This window comes from Methylophaga sp. UBA2513, from assembly GCF_002341285.1.
Taxonomy (GTDB): Bacteria; Pseudomonadota; Gammaproteobacteria; order Nitrosococcales; family Methylophagaceae; genus Methylophaga; species Methylophaga marina.
Genome location: NZ_DDNT01000010.1, coordinates 254,425 through 273,452, shown reverse-complemented (window position 1 = coordinate 273,452; position 19,028 = coordinate 254,425). Strand labels below are relative to the sequence as shown.

At 42.7% G+C, this 19,028-nt stretch carries 21 protein-coding genes; 7 read left to right on the top strand and 14 right to left on the bottom strand.

All coding sequences use genetic code 11. The annotated features are described in order from the left end of the window. The first annotated feature begins 38 nt into the window (after positions 1-38). Complete coding sequence (locus B3V56_RS07215) at positions 39-245, top strand: hypothetical protein (protein ID WP_289281472.1); 207 nt, start codon at positions 39-41, stop codon at positions 243-245. Positions 246-267: 22 nt separating this feature from the next. Further along, entirely contained in the window at positions 268-864 is a 597-nt protein-coding gene (locus B3V56_RS07210; RefSeq protein ID WP_289284116.1) for a ZrgA family zinc uptake protein, read from the top strand. Here the strand turns inward: B3V56_RS07210 and B3V56_RS07205 are convergent. Then, a complete protein-coding gene (locus B3V56_RS07205) occupies positions 861-1,388 on the bottom strand; it encodes a DUF3299 domain-containing protein (RefSeq protein WP_289284115.1) in 528 nt (175 codons plus the stop codon). The genes B3V56_RS07210 and B3V56_RS07205 overlap by 4 nt on opposite strands. Before the next feature lie 111 nt (positions 1,389-1,499). Here B3V56_RS07205 and B3V56_RS07200 point away from each other — a divergent pair, with 111 nt between their 5' ends. Genes B3V56_RS07200 through hisI form a run of 3 tightly spaced genes read left to right on the top strand, consistent with a single transcriptional unit; the run spans position 1,500 to position 3,833 of the window. Then, on the top strand, positions 1,500-2,156 hold the full coding sequence (locus B3V56_RS07200) for an ABC transporter ATP-binding protein (protein WP_289244997.1): 657 nt from the start codon (positions 1,500-1,502) through the stop codon (positions 2,154-2,156). Positions 2,157-2,161: 5 nt separating this feature from the next. Beyond that, entirely contained in the window at positions 2,162-3,415 is a 1,254-nt protein-coding gene (locus B3V56_RS07195; protein ID WP_289284114.1) for an ABC transporter permease, read from the top strand. 13 nt (positions 3,416-3,428) lie between these two features. Further along, on the top strand, positions 3,429-3,833 hold the full coding sequence (gene hisI / locus B3V56_RS07190; protein WP_289282528.1) for a phosphoribosyl-AMP cyclohydrolase: 405 nt from the start codon (positions 3,429-3,431) through the stop codon (positions 3,831-3,833). Positions 3,834-3,860: 27 nt separating this feature from the next. On the opposite strand, the gene B3V56_RS07185 is transcribed toward hisI, so the two are convergent. The 13 genes from B3V56_RS07185 to B3V56_RS07125 form a co-directional block, all read right to left on the bottom strand. Next, the gene (locus B3V56_RS07185; protein WP_289284113.1) at positions 3,861-5,201 is read right to left on the bottom strand and encodes a dihydroorotase; all 1,341 of its coding nucleotides are present in this window, start codon (positions 5,199-5,201) and stop codon (positions 3,861-3,863) included. Continuing rightward, positions 5,194-7,203, bottom strand: coding sequence for a threonine--tRNA ligase (gene thrS / locus B3V56_RS07180; protein ID WP_289282526.1), 2,010 nt, complete (start codon positions 7,201-7,203; stop codon positions 5,194-5,196). The genes B3V56_RS07185 and thrS overlap by 8 nt, the downstream gene beginning before the upstream one ends. A 183-nt stretch (positions 7,204-7,386) precedes the next feature. Beyond that, on the bottom strand, positions 7,387-8,406 hold the full coding sequence (locus tag B3V56_RS07175; protein ID WP_289282525.1) for an arsenic resistance protein: 1,020 nt from the start codon (positions 8,404-8,406) through the stop codon (positions 7,387-7,389). After that, on the bottom strand, positions 8,400-9,524 hold the full coding sequence (locus B3V56_RS07170; protein ID WP_289284112.1) for an NAD(P)/FAD-dependent oxidoreductase: 1,125 nt from the start codon (positions 9,522-9,524) through the stop codon (positions 8,400-8,402). The genes B3V56_RS07175 and B3V56_RS07170 overlap by 7 nt, the downstream gene beginning before the upstream one ends. Beyond that, a complete protein-coding gene (locus B3V56_RS07165) occupies positions 9,511-9,963 on the bottom strand; it encodes a SufE family protein (protein WP_289282251.1) in 453 nt (150 codons plus the stop codon). The genes B3V56_RS07170 and B3V56_RS07165 overlap by 14 nt, the downstream gene beginning before the upstream one ends. Before the next feature lie 207 nt (positions 9,964-10,170). Next, positions 10,171-11,136, bottom strand: a complete 966-nt coding sequence (locus tag B3V56_RS07160; protein WP_286305101.1) for an NAD(P)H-dependent flavin oxidoreductase — start codon at positions 11,134-11,136, stop codon at positions 10,171-10,173. Further along, complete coding sequence (locus tag B3V56_RS07155; protein WP_286305100.1) at positions 11,133-11,375, bottom strand: hypothetical protein; 243 nt, start codon at positions 11,373-11,375, stop codon at positions 11,133-11,135. The genes B3V56_RS07160 and B3V56_RS07155 overlap by 4 nt, the downstream gene beginning before the upstream one ends. A 4-nt stretch (positions 11,376-11,379) precedes the next feature. Next, positions 11,380-12,831, bottom strand: coding sequence for a cytochrome-c oxidase, cbb3-type subunit I (gene ccoN, locus B3V56_RS07150; RefSeq protein ID WP_286305099.1), 1,452 nt, complete (start codon positions 12,829-12,831; stop codon positions 11,380-11,382). Positions 12,832-12,870: 39 nt separating this feature from the next. Continuing rightward, positions 12,871-13,266, bottom strand: a complete 396-nt coding sequence (locus B3V56_RS07145; protein ID WP_289244991.1) for a hypothetical protein — start codon at positions 13,264-13,266, stop codon at positions 12,871-12,873. A gap of 2 nt (positions 13,267-13,268) precedes the next feature. Then, positions 13,269-13,682, bottom strand: coding sequence for a DsrE family protein (locus B3V56_RS07140; protein WP_286305098.1), 414 nt, complete (start codon positions 13,680-13,682; stop codon positions 13,269-13,271). Between the two features lie 9 nt (positions 13,683-13,691). Further along, entirely contained in the window at positions 13,692-14,018 is a 327-nt protein-coding gene (locus B3V56_RS07135; RefSeq protein WP_289282248.1) for a DsrE family protein, read from the bottom strand. Continuing rightward, positions 14,019-15,737 carry an NADPH-dependent assimilatory sulfite reductase hemoprotein subunit gene (locus tag B3V56_RS07130; protein ID WP_289282247.1) on the bottom strand — a complete coding sequence of 573 codons (1,719 nt, stop codon included), beginning with the start codon at positions 15,735-15,737 and terminating at the stop codon, positions 14,019-14,021. Between the two features lie 16 nt (positions 15,738-15,753). Next, complete coding sequence (locus B3V56_RS07125) at positions 15,754-17,472, bottom strand: diflavin oxidoreductase (protein WP_289284111.1); 1,719 nt, start codon at positions 17,470-17,472, stop codon at positions 15,754-15,756. A gap of 102 nt (positions 17,473-17,574) precedes the next feature. Between B3V56_RS07125 and B3V56_RS07120 the strand changes: the two genes are divergently transcribed. Together B3V56_RS07120 and B3V56_RS14740 are read left to right on the top strand one after the other, a co-directional pair. Further along, positions 17,575-18,417, top strand: a complete 843-nt coding sequence (locus B3V56_RS07120) for a LysR family transcriptional regulator (RefSeq protein WP_286305094.1) — start codon at positions 17,575-17,577, stop codon at positions 18,415-18,417. Positions 18,418-18,637: 220 nt separating this feature from the next. After that, positions 18,638-18,757, top strand: coding sequence for a hypothetical protein (locus B3V56_RS14740; protein WP_339608432.1), 120 nt, complete (start codon positions 18,638-18,640; stop codon positions 18,755-18,757). Positions 18,758-19,028 lie beyond the last annotated feature (271 nt).

The following is a 19,028-nucleotide window of genomic DNA, read 5'->3' as shown; positions in this document are numbered from 1 at the left end:
AGTTGAGTTGAGTTGAGTTGAGTAAAAGAGGCTAGCTTATGATTCCAAGTACCTATGACGAGTGGTACGTATGCATTGTTGGTGAGTGCAAAATTGAACTTAACCAAAATTACATCAACGAACGGTTATCTATTTTGACTAATGATACGTTAGAAGAAACACGTATCTTCAGGAAAAAATATGGTGATAAACATTGGCGTGATGTGATTGGTTGGTTTAATCGCGCTAAGCAAGAGAACGCTTAATTCTTATAGAGTGGGAGATAAGATGAAAAAGAAAGTATTGGCCCTGGCCCTGGGCTGTGTTCAGCTGTTCCCGGTTTTTGTTTTTGCTGCAGAACGTATTGAGCATGAATCTCATGTTCACGGGCTTGTGGATATGACGGTGGTAATTGAACAGGATAAAGTGAATATTAGTCTGGATTCACCGGCAATGAACATGGTCGGCTTTGAACATAAAGCCGAATCAGAACATGATGTAAACAAAGTGCGTGAAGTGGAGGCAACGCTAAAGGATATACCGCAATTATTTGCCTTTAAGGGCGGTGGTTGTGAAGTGGATGATATGGCGGTGGATGTGTCCGGGCTGATAGCCTCTGATGAACATGAACATGAACATGAACATGAACATGAACATGAACATGAACATGAACATGAACATGAACATGAACATGAAAATCATCATGCAGATTTGGAAGCGCAATACCAGTTTATTTGTGGCAGCACGGAGAATTTAAGTGAGATTGATGTCTTGCTGCTACAAAAATTTCCAGCAATAGAACGTATCAATGCTGAGTGGATCAGTAATAACAAGGCCGGTGTGGCCAAACTGACTCAGGGTAACTCGTCTATTTCTTTAGATTAGTTATCTTCTGTGTAGGGCTCAATGCTATTGATTTCAATTGTGTATGCCGATGTCGCCACCTCATTTTCAGTCAGGCTGATATGGATTGTCCCTGTCAGCCAATATGCCGCGTAAAGACTTTCTTGAGAGAATCCTTTGTCATATTTGGCATAAATAATCTGATTCGGTGGCGGCGGTGGCGCATGAATACAGGCACCAAAGAAGGGCACCAGGAAAAATTCAGTCACCCGGTACTGACTATCAAATTCAATGGGTACGATGAATCCGGGTAGGCGAATTTTTTGTTTATCAAAGGCATCAACCACTTTGGTTGAAACCAGTGCTTGTTGATATTTATCATCAGCAGCTGTTTCCAACGCAAGTTGTAATTGGCTACTGATCTGATCTTCAAAGCTGCCATCTTCAATCTCATTGAGATATTCAGGTGGGTTCGATAAAGCTTCCAAGTCATCTTTGGGCATTAGTTCGATCCAGTCGATGGTACGGTACTCATCAGCCACTAAGGTCTGAGTAAAGAAAACCATAACAAAGAAAAGGCATGTCGATATGTGTTTGAAAAATAGCATTTGATATGAAACCAACGTAAAAAATATGAATGATATGCTATATCAGTTAGAGCGAATTGTGGTGACTATATGACGGTGTCTATCAAGAATTTACAATTTCAGTACAAGGCTAATACAAAGCCGACGCTGAGTATACCCGACTGGCAGATTCAGACAGGGGCGTCTGTTTTCCTATACGGACCCTCAGGTCATGGTAAGTCCACATTACTCAATATTTTGGCCGGTATTTTACCTTGCAAACAGGCAGAAATTGAGATTGGTGGTCAGCGTTTAGACAAGATGTCAGCGCGTCAACGCGATAGATTTAGGGCGCGTCACATTGGCTATGTTTTCCAGCAGTTTAATCTGATTAATTACCTGAATATCATTGATAATATTAAGCTCGCTGCTGACGTTGCCCACAAAAAAGTCAGTCGGCATGACATCAGCATGTTACTGACTGCTCTGCAAATACCAGAATCCGTGTGGCAGCATCCAGCAGCGCAATTGAGTATTGGTCAGCAACAGCGTGTCGCTATCGCTCGGGCACTCATTAAGCAGCCTGAATTTTTGTTAGTTGATGAGCCCACATCGTCCCTGGATAAGAATAATCGTGATTCTTTCATGCAGCTGTTGATGAGACATTGTGAGGATAGAAAGGTGACGCTGTTATTTGTCAGCCATGATGAGTCTTTACAACGCTTTTTCGATCATAGTGTTTCTCTTGAATCACTTAACCAGGTGTAATGTCTATGTTTTTACGCTTAGCCACTCAGAGTCTTTGGCATAGAAAAAGCTCTGTTATTGTCGCTTTTCTCGCTATTACAATCAGCGTATTTATTTTGTTGGCTGTTGAACATATCAGGCATCAGGTCAAACAGAACTTCAACAGTACGATTTCAGGTGTGGACCTGATTGTCGGGGCGAGAACCGGCGATATTAATTTATTGTTGTATTCCGTCTTTAGAATTGGGGATGCAACGCAAAATATAGATTGGCAGAGCTATCAGAATATTAGTCAGCAAAAAGGTGTGGCCTGGTCAGTGCCCATCTCGCTTGGCGATTCCCATAAGGGATATCGGGTGCTAGGCACCAACAAGGACTATTTTACTTATTTCAAATACGGCCAGAGACAGGCTCTGGAATTTGCTCAAGGTCGGGCTTTCGATGGGGTATTTGATGTGGTTATTGGCGCTGATACCGCTAGACAGTTGGGCTATAAGATTGGTTCTAAGGTTATTTTGGCTCACGGTACGGCCCAAAACAGTTTTAGCCTGCATGATGACACGCCTTTTACCGTGGTGGGTATTTTAGCCGCTACTGGTACACCTGTTGATCGTTCGCTGCATATCAGTTTGGGCGCCATGGAAGCCATTCATATGAATTGGAAAAATGGCATTAGATTACCAGGCAAAACTGTCAGCCTTGACGAACTCACAGAGCAAGATTTGCAGCCAAAGACCATCACAGCATTTATGTTGGGGCTGAAAAATAAAATCACCACTTTTCACCTGCAAAGAGAAATCAATAATTATCAGCCTGAAGCTTTATCTGCCATCATTCCTGGCGTCACGCTCTCACGGTTATGGCAAATGCTGTCCAGTGTGGAAATAGCTTTATCACTGATCTCATTGATGGTGTTGGTTGCTGCCTTACTGGGGCTGGCCGCGATGTTGTTGTCTTCTATAAGAGAAAGACTCAGAGAGATCGCCGTATTAAGAGCTTTAGGTATTGGGCCTTGGCGCATTTTATTATTGATTGAACTCGAAGCCATATTAATTACCAGTGCTGCCGTCGTTTCTGCTTTTGTCATGCTGATGGCGATAATTAACGGGTGGGGAGATGCCTTACTGGCAAATTATGGTATTGCGGTGTCAGGCAATCTATTTACATTGTCTAACCTCTATCTATGCCTGGGCGTATTTGGTAGTGGCGTTCTTATTGCCCTTATTCCCGCCATCACAGCTTATACACGAGCATTACATTCGCGTTTAGCAGAAAGTTAACAGGAGCTTCGCAATGATAGAAACATTAGAAAATTTACCCACAGGAAGTTCTCTAGCGCTACAAGAAGTTATTGATAATTTGCCATGGAATACCCAAGGCTTGATTAATGCGGTTGCCCAGCAATATGACTCAGGTGAACTATTGATGGTCGCCTGGATGAATAAAGAAGCGCTGCTTGAAACCGTCGCTAGCAAAAGAGCGTGTTATTGGTCGCGTTCAAGACAATGCTTATGGCGTAAAGGCGAAACCTCCGGTCATACCCAAGAAGTAAAGTCAATTTTCTTGGATTGTGATGGCGATGCCGTTCTTTTAAAAGTTGATCAGAAAGGAGCGGCTTGCCATACAGGCAGGAAAAGCTGTTTTTACAATCAAATCATTGATGATCGTGTTGTTGTCGTTAACGATAAAGTTAACTAACTCGTAGTGATAGCTGAAAGTAACTGTTTAGAGGGAAAATTGTATCGCTTGAGCATTAGCGATAAACGAAGATAATGCTTCATCTCTGACTTTAATGTTTCCTCTGACAATGGTGTGGATTGGCCAGCCTGTGACTTCTCTGCCGTCGTATGGCGTCCAGCCTGATACGCTGGCAATCCACTCATTGCGGATGGTGCGTTTGGCCTTTAAATCGACAATGGAAAAATCGGCATCATAACCCACTGCAATACGTCCTTTGTTACGGATATTAAATAAGCGAACAGGCCCGCTACTGGTCAGGTCTATTAAGCGTTCTATGCTGAGTCTCTGGTTATGCACGTGGTCCAGCATAATCGGCAATAATGTCTGAACGCCTGTCATACCACTCGGTGAGTTAGGGTAGGGCTGGGCTTTTTCATCTAAGGTGTGGGGGGCATGATCACTGCCAATGACATCCACAATACCGTTATTAATGGCTTCCCATAGCGCTTGTTGATGGCGTTGTTCTCGTATAGGTGGGTTCATTTGTGCCAGTGTCCCCAAGGTGTCGTAGCAATCCGGGGCCATCAATGTCAGATGTTGGGGGGTGACTTCAACACTGACATGACTTTTATGTTGAGCCAGAAAAGCGATTTCTTCTGCTGTGCTGATGTGTAACACATGTAGCTTACGGTTGTATTGTTGTGCCAGAGTCACCACGCGTTTTGTTGCAATTAATGCACTCTCCACATCACGCCACATGGGATGATCTTTCACTTGCTGGCTGGATTCTACCAAGTGTTTGCGTGATCGAAGACGGGCTTCATCTTCTGCATGAATCGCTACGCGTCGATTGCCCGTGGACAAAATGTGTTTGAGAATCGTCTCGTCATCAACCAATAAATCGCCAAAAGAGCTGCCCATAAATACTTTGATACCGGAACAGCCGGGTAGCGTCTCGAGGTTGGCTAACTGAGTGGCATTGATGTTGGAGCCACCTATGTAGAAAGCGTGATCACACCAGGCCGTGCGTTTAGCGATATCCAGTTTCTGTTGCAGATCGGTTTCGCTGACCGTCAGCGGATGTGTATTGGGCATTTCAAACACACTGGTAATCCCGCCTAAAACGGCGCCTCTAGTGCCGGCTTCAATGGTTTCTTTATGTGTCAGTCCCGGCTCGCGAAAGTGAAGCTGGGTATCCATGACACCAGGTAAGACATCCAGCCCAGACGCTTGTATAACGTCATCAGCTGACCAGCTATTTTTCAGCGAACCTATGGCTACAATTTGCCCATTTTTACAGGCAATATCCATTTCCTGTTTACCGGAGGGGGTATGAACTCTGCCATCGCTTATCAATAAGTCAGCATGATATTGATGATTACGCATGCGTATCACTCACGGCATCGGTCAACAATGTGTCAATGGCGTCTTGTATGGTACGAAATCGCGCGTCCATATCTGGCCTCTGACAATCCTGAATCAGCTTATTCATGGCTTCGATGATGGTAAACGTCCCTAATGGTTTTCCATTTTGACTACGCAAAGTGAGCGTTTTAGTTTGCTGTTCTTTGTCGCCGACAATCGCAATAAAAGGGACGTATTTCAGGGTATGCTGACGTATTTTATAGCCGATTTTTTCACTACGGGTGTCGATTTCAACGCGTACACCATAATGTCGTAAAATATTGACGACTTGTGAAACGTATTCTGTTTGCTCAGAACTGATGGTACAAATAACCAGCTGAACCGGCATCAGCCAAGCCGGCAATTTGCCTGCATAATGTTCCAATAAAATGCCGATAAAGCGTTCTAATGATCCGAACAAAGCGCGGTGGATCATCGCCGGTCTTTTTTTCTCACCTGTTTCTGAAATGTAGTGTAAATCAAAGCGTTCTGGTAAGTTCATATCGACCTGAAGCGTGCCACATTGCCATTCGCGTCCGATAGCGTCTCGCATGACAAACTCGAGTTTGGGACCATAAAATGCCCCTTCACCTTCATTTAGCTGAGCCACAATATCCAGTTCTTTAAGCGCATCAATCAGGGTATTTTCAAGTAAATCCCAGATATCATCAGAGCCAATGCGATGATCTGGGCGGGTGGACAATTTAACGTCAATGTCTTCAAAGCCGAACTGATGATACACATCCAGAGTTAACTTAATGGCTTCAATACATTCGGTGAGCATTTGTTCGGGAGTGCAATAGATATGAGCGTCATCTTGGGTGAAATGCCTGACTCGAAGCAAGCCATGTAAAGCACCAGAAGGTTCATAGCGATGCACTTTGCCAAATTCACTCATGCGAATAGGCAGATCACGGTAGCTTTTTAGATCATGCTGATGTAATAAAACACTGCCAGGGCAGTTCATTGGTTTCAACACAAAGGATCGGCCATCCGCTGTGTCCGTTGTGAACATATGATCTCGGTAATTTTGCCAATGACCAGATGTTTCCCACAGACTTCTGTCCATAATATCGGGTGAGTTGATTTCCTGATAATGCTCAGTATTTTGTCGTCTACGCAGGTAGGCAATCAATTCTTGCAGAATTAACCAGCCGCCTGGGTGCCAAAATACAGAACCCGGTGCATCTTCTTGAAAATGAAATAAGTCGAGCGCTTTACAGATACGACGGTGATCCCGTTTTTCCGCTTCTTCCATTGCTTGCAGGTAGGTGCGTAACTCTTTAGCGCTATTCCATGCTGTGCCGTAGATGCGTTGCAGCATCTTGTTTTTAGCATCGCCACGCCAGTAAGCACCTGATAATTTCGTGAGTTTGAAATGTCGGCAAAAAGCCATATTAGGCACATGGGGACCACGACACATATCGATATAATCTTGATGGTAATAAAGCCCCACCTCTTTGATATCTGTGTCCATATCATCGATGAGGTTTACTTTGTAGGTTTCGCCACGCTCCATAAATAGATCGCGCGCTTGCGCTACGGGCACCTTTTTTTTGATGACCTCGTATCCTGTCTTGGCTAATGTTTCCATACGCTCTTGAATGAGGTCGAGGTCAGATGGAGAGAAGTGATAGTCACTGTCGACATCATAAAAGAAGCCGTTCTCAATGACTGGGCCAATGACCATTTTTGTGTCAGGAAATAGTTGTTTGATGGCATGACCAAATAGGTGGGCGTTGGAGTGACGAATAATCTCAAGCCCTGCTTTACTATCACTCAGTATCAGCTCTACCGTGGCATCATGACTAATCCTATCGCTGAGATCCTGTAAAACGTTATTGACCTGAAGTGCCACTGTTGTTGAGCGATAAGCAGGACAAATGTCCGTTATCACATCATAGCCAGTGATAGCAGCATCATAGCTGTAGTCAGAATCACCAAATTTTACAGTGAATGTTGCGTGTGGTTGTTTTATGGACATAGTTAAAACTCAGTTTGAGGATGTATACCTGGCGAACAGGCTAGACAGATAGAAATAAAATGGTCAGAAAACCAAGAGTGAACACCATGTTTAAATAAGTGTTTGAATACATATCGATTATTTTGGGCAAAGCTGTGGCTGATAGCCTGATGAGCAGGCTCAGCTTGTGGCTTATCTCTATGGCTAATTAGCTTGTTCAGAATCATGTAAGCGATGTTTATGTTGATGAGTCGCTTTGGAGCGTAGTAGTAAATGACTGATGAGTGTCAGGTGAGGAAACTCCAACAGCATACCGATAACGATGGCGGCATAAATTAAAGGTTGTGAAGGTAAGGCAACCATCGTCACTGCCAGCATTAACGGGGCATTACGTGCCGCTATCGTCATGGTCAAAAGAACATGTTCCTGGTAAGGCAGCTTAAAAAAACGACTGAGGATTTCACTAAGAGCAAACGTCAGCACAAAAAAGCAGAATACACCTGCTAATAAACTGATGAAGACATTCACATTCTCAATAATGATGCCAAAATTACTGGCAAATATTTGAAAGATGACAATGGATATCACAATCGGAATGAGTCGATTAATCCCGTCAAATAACTGAAGCCGTTTAGACTGAGGTAATGTGGTCCTTATAAGAAGATGTATGACCACTGCAATTAGCAATGGCGTGAGAAACCATTGGGTGAATGTAGTCACAATAACATCGGATGCCAGACTGACATTATTTTGCGTAAACACGGACAGATAAATTGGGTACAACAGCAACTGTACGACCATGTTGATGGGTAATAACGCTGAGCCGAGTAGTGTGTCTCCCTGACAAATTCGGGTAAAGCCTAAAAACCAATCTGTGCAAGGTGACATAAAATAAATAATTAACCCGACCATGATTAAGGGATGATCAGGTAATATCAGCGAGGCGATGCCGTAACCAATCAGTGGCACGATCAAAAAGTTGGCGACTAAGCTAATCGAAAGAAATGACAGTTTATGTTTGAGATTGGATAAAGCATCAAATCGAACACTTGAAAACAACAAGATGATTAAAGACAACAGCACAGGATCGGTGTATTGACCGATGGCCGCGCCCATAACAGGTGCCTGATGACCCATCCATGAGCCTGTGACCAGACTGGAGAGTAATAAAAGTGCGGTTGCTCCCAGTCCTGTACGAGTAGATAGGCTTGCCGTGTTTAACATGCACAATCTCCACACTGCTCTTCATCGCATTGGCCTGCCCAGGGATTTCTGGCATTTAATGCTGAGCTATCCAAAGACAAGCAAAGCGCTAACAGCTCAGTGAGCTGAGTAAAGCGCTGACGAAACTTATAAATAAAACAATAAAGCTGCTCATCATGTCTGACTTGTGGGCCAACTAAAAACAGCCCAGGCGTACAGGTTGATTCATCAGCTTCTGTCAGCAGAATTCGGCAGTCTTCATCCCATTCCCATAAATGTGCAATCTGCTTAGCGCCACCACCGGATAAGAAACCAGTAGCGAGAATAGGGGCCGTCCTTGATGACCATTGGCGTCCATCCTCACTGGATACGATATATGCGTCGGCTGTCTTTTTAATGGACTGGATATTCGCGTCAAATGTGATAGTGAGACGTTCTGATTGGATAGCCTCATTGAATCTGTCGAGACTGTAGGGTGAAAGCATTTTACTGGGATCACTGCTTGGTTTATTCCAGTCCGATTCTTTCATCAATACACGAACATGATGCCCCGATGCTAGTAGATTAATACTGGCGTCTATGGCACTTTCATAGCCGCCAATGACCGTATAGGCTTCAGCATTAAAATCAGACCAGTCAGAAATATTCGCATAGTGTATAGCGTGTTCTGCACCTGGAAAGGGGGCTAAATCTGGAAATTGAAACTCACCTGTTGCCCAGATTAAATATTGTGATCGAAAGACGCCCTGTTGCGTTTTCAATACAAAGTTATCACGGTTTTCTTTGAGTACGTTATCGACACGACAATGCTGGACGACGGGTAAATATTCGTTACTGACAACGGCTTTTAAATACTCAGCATAATGCTCACCGCAGGGATGTTCTGATTGGCAGAAAAGAGCAGGGGAGCTATGTTCTTCTATGGCATTCAGATCGACTAATCCGTATGGGTTACTGTGAAATGAGGGGGTAATAAAACGTGTTTGTTTCGGCCAGCGACGGAATGATTCTCCAATACTACCTGATTCGAGTACCGTGAAAGATAGCCCAGGAATTTTTTGCAACATCAACGCTATACCAATGCCTGCGGCACCGGCACCCACCACAATAACATCGAAATAAGGACTAGGCTTTTTCATGATGGGATGTCGATTTACGTTGTTGAGATTGCGCCGTTTCATAGATGCGTTCAACCATGTAAGCCAAGCCAGTGCTTCGTTGTGAGGTGAGGTTATTGATTAGGCCTGTATCATTAATAAAGGTCAGTGAGTGACTGAGAATCGCTTTCGGAGACTGCCCTGAATACACTTTAAATAACAACGCCATCAAACCTGCAACAATGACCGAGTCACTGGTGCCGGTGAAAAATAGCTTTTGGTCTTTGTACTCCGATGATAACCAGACATTCGACTGGCAACCGTACAAACGGTTTTCTTCAGTCTGTAATTCGCTGTCACTGTGTTTGATTAAGTTTTTACCTAAATCAATGACATAGGCATAGCGCTGCTGCCAGTAACCAAGCAACTCAAAATCGCTAACAATCTGCTGTTGTGTGTCGAGAATCGTATCTGAAGTCATTTAGCAAATAGTAAAGTTGTTAATATGATATATCGTATCATTAGTGAGGCTGTTATTAAACTTTATTTCAGTTTGGTATAAACGAGGACTTGCCTAGGTGTAAGTCGTGCTTGAGTCATTACCCCAGTAATCACGACTCATCGGTCACGGAGGGTTTAGGGTTAAGCTTCATGGCGTTATCGTTTTGTCATCAATGGTTTATATGGATTATCTGCTGTATGTTGGGTTCTCTAGTGAGTGTTTTGCATCCGTGACCATCTCATTGATAATTGTCTCAGCAGATTGAATAGCGTGTATTGAATCGATACATTCTCCTGCCCAGATGATCGCTGAGTCTAAATTATTTGATTGTTGTTCAGAAAAGAATTTCGCTTGATGCTGATGTAGCTGACGTTTTAATTCTGTTTCATTATCATGCCATTTAGCGGTGAACACATTTTTAAGGGCTCTGCCAGTATACTCTGGTGGCCATGGTATTTCTCTAATAATATCAAACACCTGTGTTCGCTGAGTATCATCACCACCGCTTTCTACCATTTTGTTCTTTAATGTATTATCAGCCATAGACTCTGTCGATGCATAAAAACGGCTGCCGATAGAAGCGCCGACAGCACCCAGACTTAACATCGCTGCCAGGCTTTTGCCGTCGGCAACGCCTCCAGCCGCTATCACTGGCGTGTTCGGTAGATGATCAATAACGCCTTTCGTTAGAGAGAGGGTAGATCGCTGACTTTTACCGTGACCGCCTGCCTCACTACCTTGAGTGACGATAAAATCAGCGCCTTTATTTTTGACTTCCAGGGCTTCAGCTAACGATTGAACCTGGCAAATCAAGGGAATATTGTGGGCTTTAATTTTATCTACCCACGGGCTTATGTCACCGAAAGACATCATCACTACCTTGGGTGAGTACTCCATGACAAAATCAAACACGTCATCCGTAAGTGACCAAGTAATGAAACCGACTCCCCATGGCCGACTCGTCGAGCTCTTCACCTTTTCAAGTTCGATTTTTAGCCAATCAAGGTCTCCATAGCCGACACCAATCATGCCAAGTCCGCCTGCATTCGACACACTAGCGGCAAGTTGGCCTCCCGCCACATTACCCATGGGGGCTAGTACAATAGGGTGTTGAATGCCTAACGCACTCGTGAGCTTAGTGCTAAGGGTCATTTGTTTCTCCTGGATGAGAAGGTCTGATGAGTACCAAATAACTGTTTTTCTTCATCGCTATCATCATCAAGAGGAATAAAACTTTCTTCTCTGTAGTGCCGTTCATTTTCAGGTGAATAAACGCTTCTGATAATGAAATAGAAAGCGAGAATGATTAAAGCGTCAGTACCCATAAACATCAATAAATGAGGCATACCGTGATACTTCAGGAATAGTTCTAGTAGAAAAAAAGTGCTCATCCTTTTATCCTCCCGGCTTAACCGAAATAGCAGCTTTATTGTCAGTAATAACAGAAACCGTGCTGTGATGATGTTTTACTGTTTTTCTAATGGTCATGACTACATTAAATAACATCACACATGCACCGCTGAAAAAGACGAGGCCACCCATCATACGGATAGCATAATAAGGATGCATTTGAGCCACCGATTCAACAAAGGTGTAGGCCAGGTTGCCATAGTCATCGTACGCACGCCACATTAGGCCTTGCATGATACCGGCCACCCACATGGCAGTAATGTAAATGGCTGTGCCCACAGTCGCTAACCAAAAATGCACATTCACTAACCTTACAGAAAACATACGCGTATCCCATAAACGCTCGACCATGTGGTAAAGCGCACCAATAGAAATCATCGCCACCCAGCCTAATGCACCAGAGTGAACATGACCAATCGTCCAGTCGGTATAGTGTGAAAGAGCATTAACTGTTTTTGATGCCATTACAGGGCCTTCAAACGTTGACATGGCATAAAAAGCCAGCGCCACGATGAGAAAACGGAGAATATAATCGGTTCTGAGTTTGTCCCAAGCACCGCTTAATGTGAACATACCGTTAATTGCTCCTCCCCATGATGGAATAATCATGGCGAGAGAGATTGCTGCACCAAGAGAGCCTGTCCAATCAGGCAGAGCTGTATATTGCAGGTGATGCGCACCTAACCATACATAGCCAAATATCAATGCCCAGAAGTGAATCACTGATAAGCGATAAGAATAAACAGGCCGATTAGCTTGTTTGGGCACAAAATAATACATGATGCCTAAAAAACCCGCGGTGAGATAAAAGCCAATGGCGTTATGACCCCACCACCATTGAATCATGGCGTCCTGAACGCCAGCAAAAATCGAGTAGGATTTCATCAATTCAACGGGAATCGATAAACTATTCACCACATGGAGATAGGTGAACATAATCATCATGGACAGAAAGAACCAGTTCGCTACATAGATATGGGAAACACGGCGAATGCTCAATGTGAAAATAAAGTTGATTGAGTAGGCGAGCCACACAACGGTTAACAAAATATCAAAAGGCCATTCTAATTCTGCGTACTCCTTGCCTTGAGTGTAGCCCAGTGGAAGCGTCACCAGAGCGCCAATCACATAGAGATTCCAGCCCCAGAATGTAAACCAGGCCATCTTGTCACTCCATAGTCTGACATAGCAGGTACGCTGTACGACATAATAGGCCGTTGCCATTAGAACACAGCCACCAAAACCATAGACGACCACATTGGTATGCACGGGTCTTAGTCGTCCGAAGCTAATATATGGATTATCAAAATTAAGAAATGGCCAGGCGAGTTCGGAGGCGATATACACACCGATGCCTGTACCAATGACAAGATAAATACAGGCGGCGACGGAAAACCACTTGGTAATATCTTCATTGTAACTATGTGTTGTGTTCATGATAGAACTCCTGATTTTGAATGGCTATTTTGGTGAGCATTACCAGTGCCATATTTGGTCGGCTTGTTCGAAGATAGGCACGAGCTGTTGTCTATTCACGACTTGTATACCTTCTCTAAGCGCTTCCATTTCTAACCCTCTATCCCATAAATCTTCATACACAACATAAATAGGAATATGAGATGAAATCAGGTTGCCTATATCGGTATTGATATTCGCTGGTTGAGTTTGCTGCCAATCACCTATTTTTAGTGGAGGCTGCTGTTTTTTTTGTTGCGTGTAATAGACGGCTTGGCCTGTGAGTAATAACTGGAGTTGATCGATATCGGTATGCTCAATTTTTTTTTGCATGCATTGAATTAACCATAGAATCGTTTCATCTTGTTCTTCCACAACTGTTCTGAAAGCTTGATCGAGTATTTGTAAGACTTTCATGATTAGCGAGTTCCAATAGTTAATGTGTTAAATGATTCTGAGGCATAGCGCCATAAATCGGCTGGTCCTCCACGATGACAACCGGGGATGGTGTCATTGACGCCACGCTCATCGACGCATAAGCCACAATTAATCCATTCAAAAGAGAGTGCTTTCTTACGTGCTTTATTCTGTAGCGACGCAATCCATGTTTTGGTCAGTGGATGATCTTCTTGTTCAGTATCATGTCCATGGATGGCATTGCCATGTTGTTGTTGCTTGGCGAATGACAAAGCAGCAGCACCTTCATAAGCAAATACCTTCACATGAGAATTAGCATCTAAGGCGGCATCGAGTAATCTAAAAAAAGTGACGGTGCGCTCGCTCTCAAATGGTGGATCCATAAAGGCGAAAGTGAGTGTTTTATTATGTGACATTGACATCTCCTAATTCCAAATGACTTTTTGTCCCGACAGTAATGCTTTGATAACAATATCCAGATCAGTGGTTAATATTTCTGGTATCAATTGTTCAGCATCTATTTCTCTCTGTCGGAGAGAGAATTTGTCAGCAACCAGTGTGATGTTTTCATGGAGTAATTTAGTAAAGGGCGTAAAAATACTGCTTTTAGTGGCAGGCATAACTCCATTCTGGACAAGCACTACCGTCACCCGATTGCCTGCATTGGCGAGATGGTGAATTAATTCATATTGCGATTTAGTCAGTGCATCTGTGAAGGGATCTCGGCTTTGTATAAAAAGAAATTCAGACATCTATCTTTCCTGTATTGACTGATTTGAGATGGATGAGGATTTAATGAAATGACATCGGTGAAGGAAGTCCCCAAAATACTCGTTGTTGAGGCGATCTGTTGAATACAAATCGAATAAAGGAGCCAAGGCATCCAGAACCTGAGTTTGACTGAGATTTTTCTCATGTAGCGTGGCTAGCCGGTCTCCTCGGTGGCTACCTCCAAGATATAAGTTATATAAACCTGGCGCTCGTCCTGTTAAGGCTATCTCAGCTAAGTAGGGGCGAGCACACCCATTGGGACAACCAGTAATTCTTAGTGTGATAGGTTTTGTTTGGAGGTCATACTGACGTTTCAAATCATTAAAAAGGGCAAGAAAGTCTGGCGTTATTCTTTCTGCTTCAGCCATAGCCAGCCCACACGTTGGAAGTGCAACACAGCTCAACGTAACGGCTTCTTGACTGGAGGGGATCAACCTTTCGTATAAACCAAGATCAGACAATCGCCTTGCTACGTCATAAATGTCATATGGTGGAATATTGATAAGCTGAATATTCTGGTTCGCTGTTAACCGGATTTCACCACTATATTGCTGAAAGAAAGCTTGTAACTGATCTTGTAAATGATGATTGATACGTCCACTTTGAATATGCAGTGTTGCCAGCCACTGACTATCCTCAGTTTGATGCCAGCCTAACTTGTCACCATTATTTGTTAATCTGTATGGCTTCAAAGGGGCTAGTTTTTTGCCAAAACGATTTACGAGTAAATTTTTAAAGCTGTCTAGACCGATTCTATCTAATGTGTATTTGAAACGGGCACGATGTCTATCTTTTCTATCCCCATAATCGCGTTGAATAGTCATGATGACTTCAGCAATAAATGGTGCGTCTGATGCTTCTATAAAGCCAATGGGGGTGGATAGCCTCGGATAGCTATCTTCTCTAGAATCAAGTTGCCCCATACCACCGCCAACACACACATTGAAACCAACCAGTCGAGATTTCTCAATAACAGCTATAAAACCGACGTCCTGGGCAAATATATCAATATCATTATCAGGAGGGATGACGAATCCTATTTTAAATTTACGAGGTAAATACGTTTCCCCATAAAGTGGCTCCTCAGATTGGGAGGCTGAAGGAGGGGTGTCATACCAAGTTTCTCGATAAGCATCTGTTTTAGGTAAGAGGCGTGAGCTTGTCTCTCTTGCTAGGTCATAGACTTGTTGAGCTACTCTTGACGCGTCAGGGTTGACTCCACAAACAATACCTCGATTATCATCGCCACACGCAGCAAGGGTATCAATTCCGATTTTTTCTAGACTTATCAGGAGTGGTTGTAAGCATTGTTTTCTCACACCGTGAAATTGAATCGTTTGACGTGTGGTAATACGAATTCCATTCGATGAGTAAATTCGTGATAAACGGTCTATTTCAATCCATTGCTGTTTGGTTAATCTTCCACCTGGAATTCGTAGTCTCACCATAAATTGATAATGAGGCTCAAGTTTTCGAATGAGACGATGTTGTCGTGTATCACGATCATCTTGCTGATAGATACCATGGAATTTTGTTAACAATCCATCATCGTGACTAATACCTCCCGTATTAGCATCATGGAGTCCTTCACTGATCGTGCCTCTCAAGAAATGACTTTTTGCTTTAAGCTGCTCATTACTGTGCTGTTCATTAAGAGGTTGGCTAATATCAGAGTGTCGAGCAATAGTGAGTGTAGTCACTTTATTTCTCCGTAAATTAATATACGTTTTTGTGTAGTCGTTTTTGTTGAGTGAGTTGAAGCCAGCTTTGCTTATAAGGTGATGTCTTGCTCAACGTTTGTGTAAGTTGGTCAAATATCTCTTTGTGACCAGATAGATACAGGTGCGCGCCAGCACTTAACCAACCGTTAAACGTATCTTCATTATCTTGAATGATGTCGTAGATTGATTTATTGGGAACATCGTCAAAAAAAGAGGTATTTAAACGAGTTAATAAGCCATCTTTTAGATACTGGGACCACTCCGTTTGATAGAGGAAGTCATTTAAAAATGTACATTCTCTTAGTATCAACCACACGCTGTGTTCACGGTTAGGATTAGACTGAATCTCTTGTATGAAGGCGCGAAAAGGGGCTATTCCTGTACCGTCAGCAATGAGGATAATGGGACTGTTTTGATTCGTGGGTAAATGAAACCGTTTATTGTGGTGGGGGAAAACAAGAAGATTTTCACCTTCTTCAATACCCGTTAAATATGTTGAACAAATTCCATTTTGTAATTTCCCAGACCAAGAATACCGATACTTTTCTACAGTAAGATGCAATTCATCTTGAATCTGGCGAGTACTGTTGGCAACGTCATATAAACGAGGTTGTAATGGTCTTAAGCTATCGACCAGCTGCTGTGGAGTTAACTGTAAAGAGTGGTTGACTAGAATGTCTGTTAACTGATGCCGTTTGAGATATGAGCGTAATGTTTGTTTATCTTGGCACAGTTTTATCAGGTCACGGTTGTTTGAAGTCTCACTCCATTTAGTTAAACATTGTGCTGTGACTAAAGTGAGATCACAATATTCACGTAAAGCCTCCACCAGTGGTACAGCTCTCTGTTTTACAACGACAGATTCATCCCCAGAAAATGTTGTTAAGGATAAAATTTGGCGAACGAGCTGAGGGGGATTTTGAGGTAAAACCCCGATTCCATCACCCGCGGTGAGACTCAGTTGAATATTGTCTGGTACCTGTAACTCTAAATGATGGATCGGGTTTGATCTTGAGTCATCAGATAAACGCGTATTCTTGATCACTTCTACAGAGAGTGGACTGGTTTTTGAGTAGGTTGATGTACGGATTTTATGACGGCTTTTTGTGAGTACTTCGCTGTTTTTCGTCATATTCGGTAACGTTGGAAGACAGTAAGTAATCCATTCTTCAGCTGTTTCTTCAAAATCAACATCACACTCTACACATTCAGTAAATGGTGAAGCATTGAGCTCACGCAATCTATCATCAATTGTGATGCCGGTGAGACAGAAGTGATCGTATGAACTGTCACCCAAAGCGAGTACAGCATAGGATAGATGAGAAAGGTCTTCATTAAGGTGTATTAGCTCATCATAGAACGATGCGATGGGCTCAGGTGGTTCGCCATCGCCATGAGTACTACACACAATATATAGCTGATTAATCTGTTTTAGTTGCTTGAGTTTGAAATCCGCCAGGTTAATGAGTTCTATTGATTTATTATGATGAACTGCTTTTTCATAAAACTGCTGAGCAATACCTTTGGAATTGCCTGTTTCTGTTCCATAGGCTACAACTGCTCTCTTTTCAGTAGCTATGCTTTTATCTGTAGTAGAAATATCTAATAAGTTATTCGCTAACCATTCTGTTTGTTCATTAGACAAACGCTTTAGAAGGTTTGCTACAGCCTCCCACTCAGATGTTGTGAATAATGATGTAGCTAAGTTTTGCATGAAGTGTGTTTCTAATCGCTGTGAATGTTGAAACACATTATGGAGAGAATGTTTAATAATATATAATGAATATTATCTTAATTTAATATCAAAAATATTCATATGGATGTCAGTTTAGCCAGAACCTTTCTTGAAATTGTCAGATCGGGAAGTTTTATCTCAGCAGCAGAAAAGCTGCATGTCACTCAAACGACCGTAACGGCTCGAATTCATAACCTTGAGGGACAACTTGGGTGTAAATTATTTGTTCGAAACCGCTCCGGTGCAAGTTTGACTTCAAATGGTGTCAGGTTTGTTGAACATGCTACGAAAATGGTGCAATCGTGGGAGCTGGCGAAACGTGATCTGCCTTTACCCCAAGGAGTACAAAATGTACTCAATATTGGCAGTGAAGTGAGTTTATGGAGTCCGCTTGTCTTGCAATGGCTAAATGCACTCAATATCACTGAAAGTGAAGTGGCTATAAGAACAGAGATTGGTGAACGTCAATCGCTTATGGAGCAACTTGAGAATGGTGTTCTAGATATTATTTTGGTTCATCAACCTGAATATTGGCCTGGCGTTCAGGTCGAGCAACTATTAGAAGAAAAACTCATCCACGTGAGTTCCGTTGATAATCCTCACCCATATGTCTACGTGGACTGGGGAGATGACTTTAGACGTCAACATGATGTGGCTTTACCGGAACATGCACGAGCACAACTCACTATTAGCCTTGGACCATTAGCATTACATTACATTTTAACAAACGGTGGAAGCGGCTATTTTCGAACACGTGTGGTTGAGCACCATATAAAAGCAGGACTTTTAAAGCACAATGAACACTATCCTGAGTTTACTTTTCCAGTGTATGTCTTATACAAACAAGCAGATAAACAACGGTATAGCGTACAAATTGATGCCCTGTTTGAATCATCGAAAATTGAGTCACCCTGGTTGCCATAAGTAAAGCATATGCACCAATCACTACAGCACCCTATTTGTCGGTAATAATCGGCCAATAAGTTTGAAGATATATCTAGTGATGATGTTAATTATGGTGTTGTATATATATTTGTTAGGTCTATGGAAATTGAACGTCATCGACGCGAGAAGCATGGCCTGAACTTCTACAAAAACAGGCTAATCACCGTTGTAGTAATACAATTTAGTCAGAGGAAAGAACGTGTCCGACATCGCTTTGATTATTGATGCAGTGGATGGCATATACACAAAACAAGTTGTCGCGAAGTGTTTTGTAACAGCTGATTTTGATTTCACATCAATGGTCGCTATAGCCAACTGAAGTAAAAATCAGTAAATAGCCTGTTTTGAGATTTATATCTTAAAAATAAAGTGCTAAGTGTAAAACTATTGATGCTTCAGAGGAGAGTATTAAAGAAATTACCAAATTGGCTTATAGCAGCAACCTTCTATCAAACTCGTCAATTTAGCAGGTAAAGAATACGAGTCGACATAAATATTGCTGAAATAAAAAAACCTCAAAGAGAGACTCTTTGAGGTTTTATATATTCTTTGGCTCCCCGAGCTGGACTCGAACCAGCGACCCAATGATT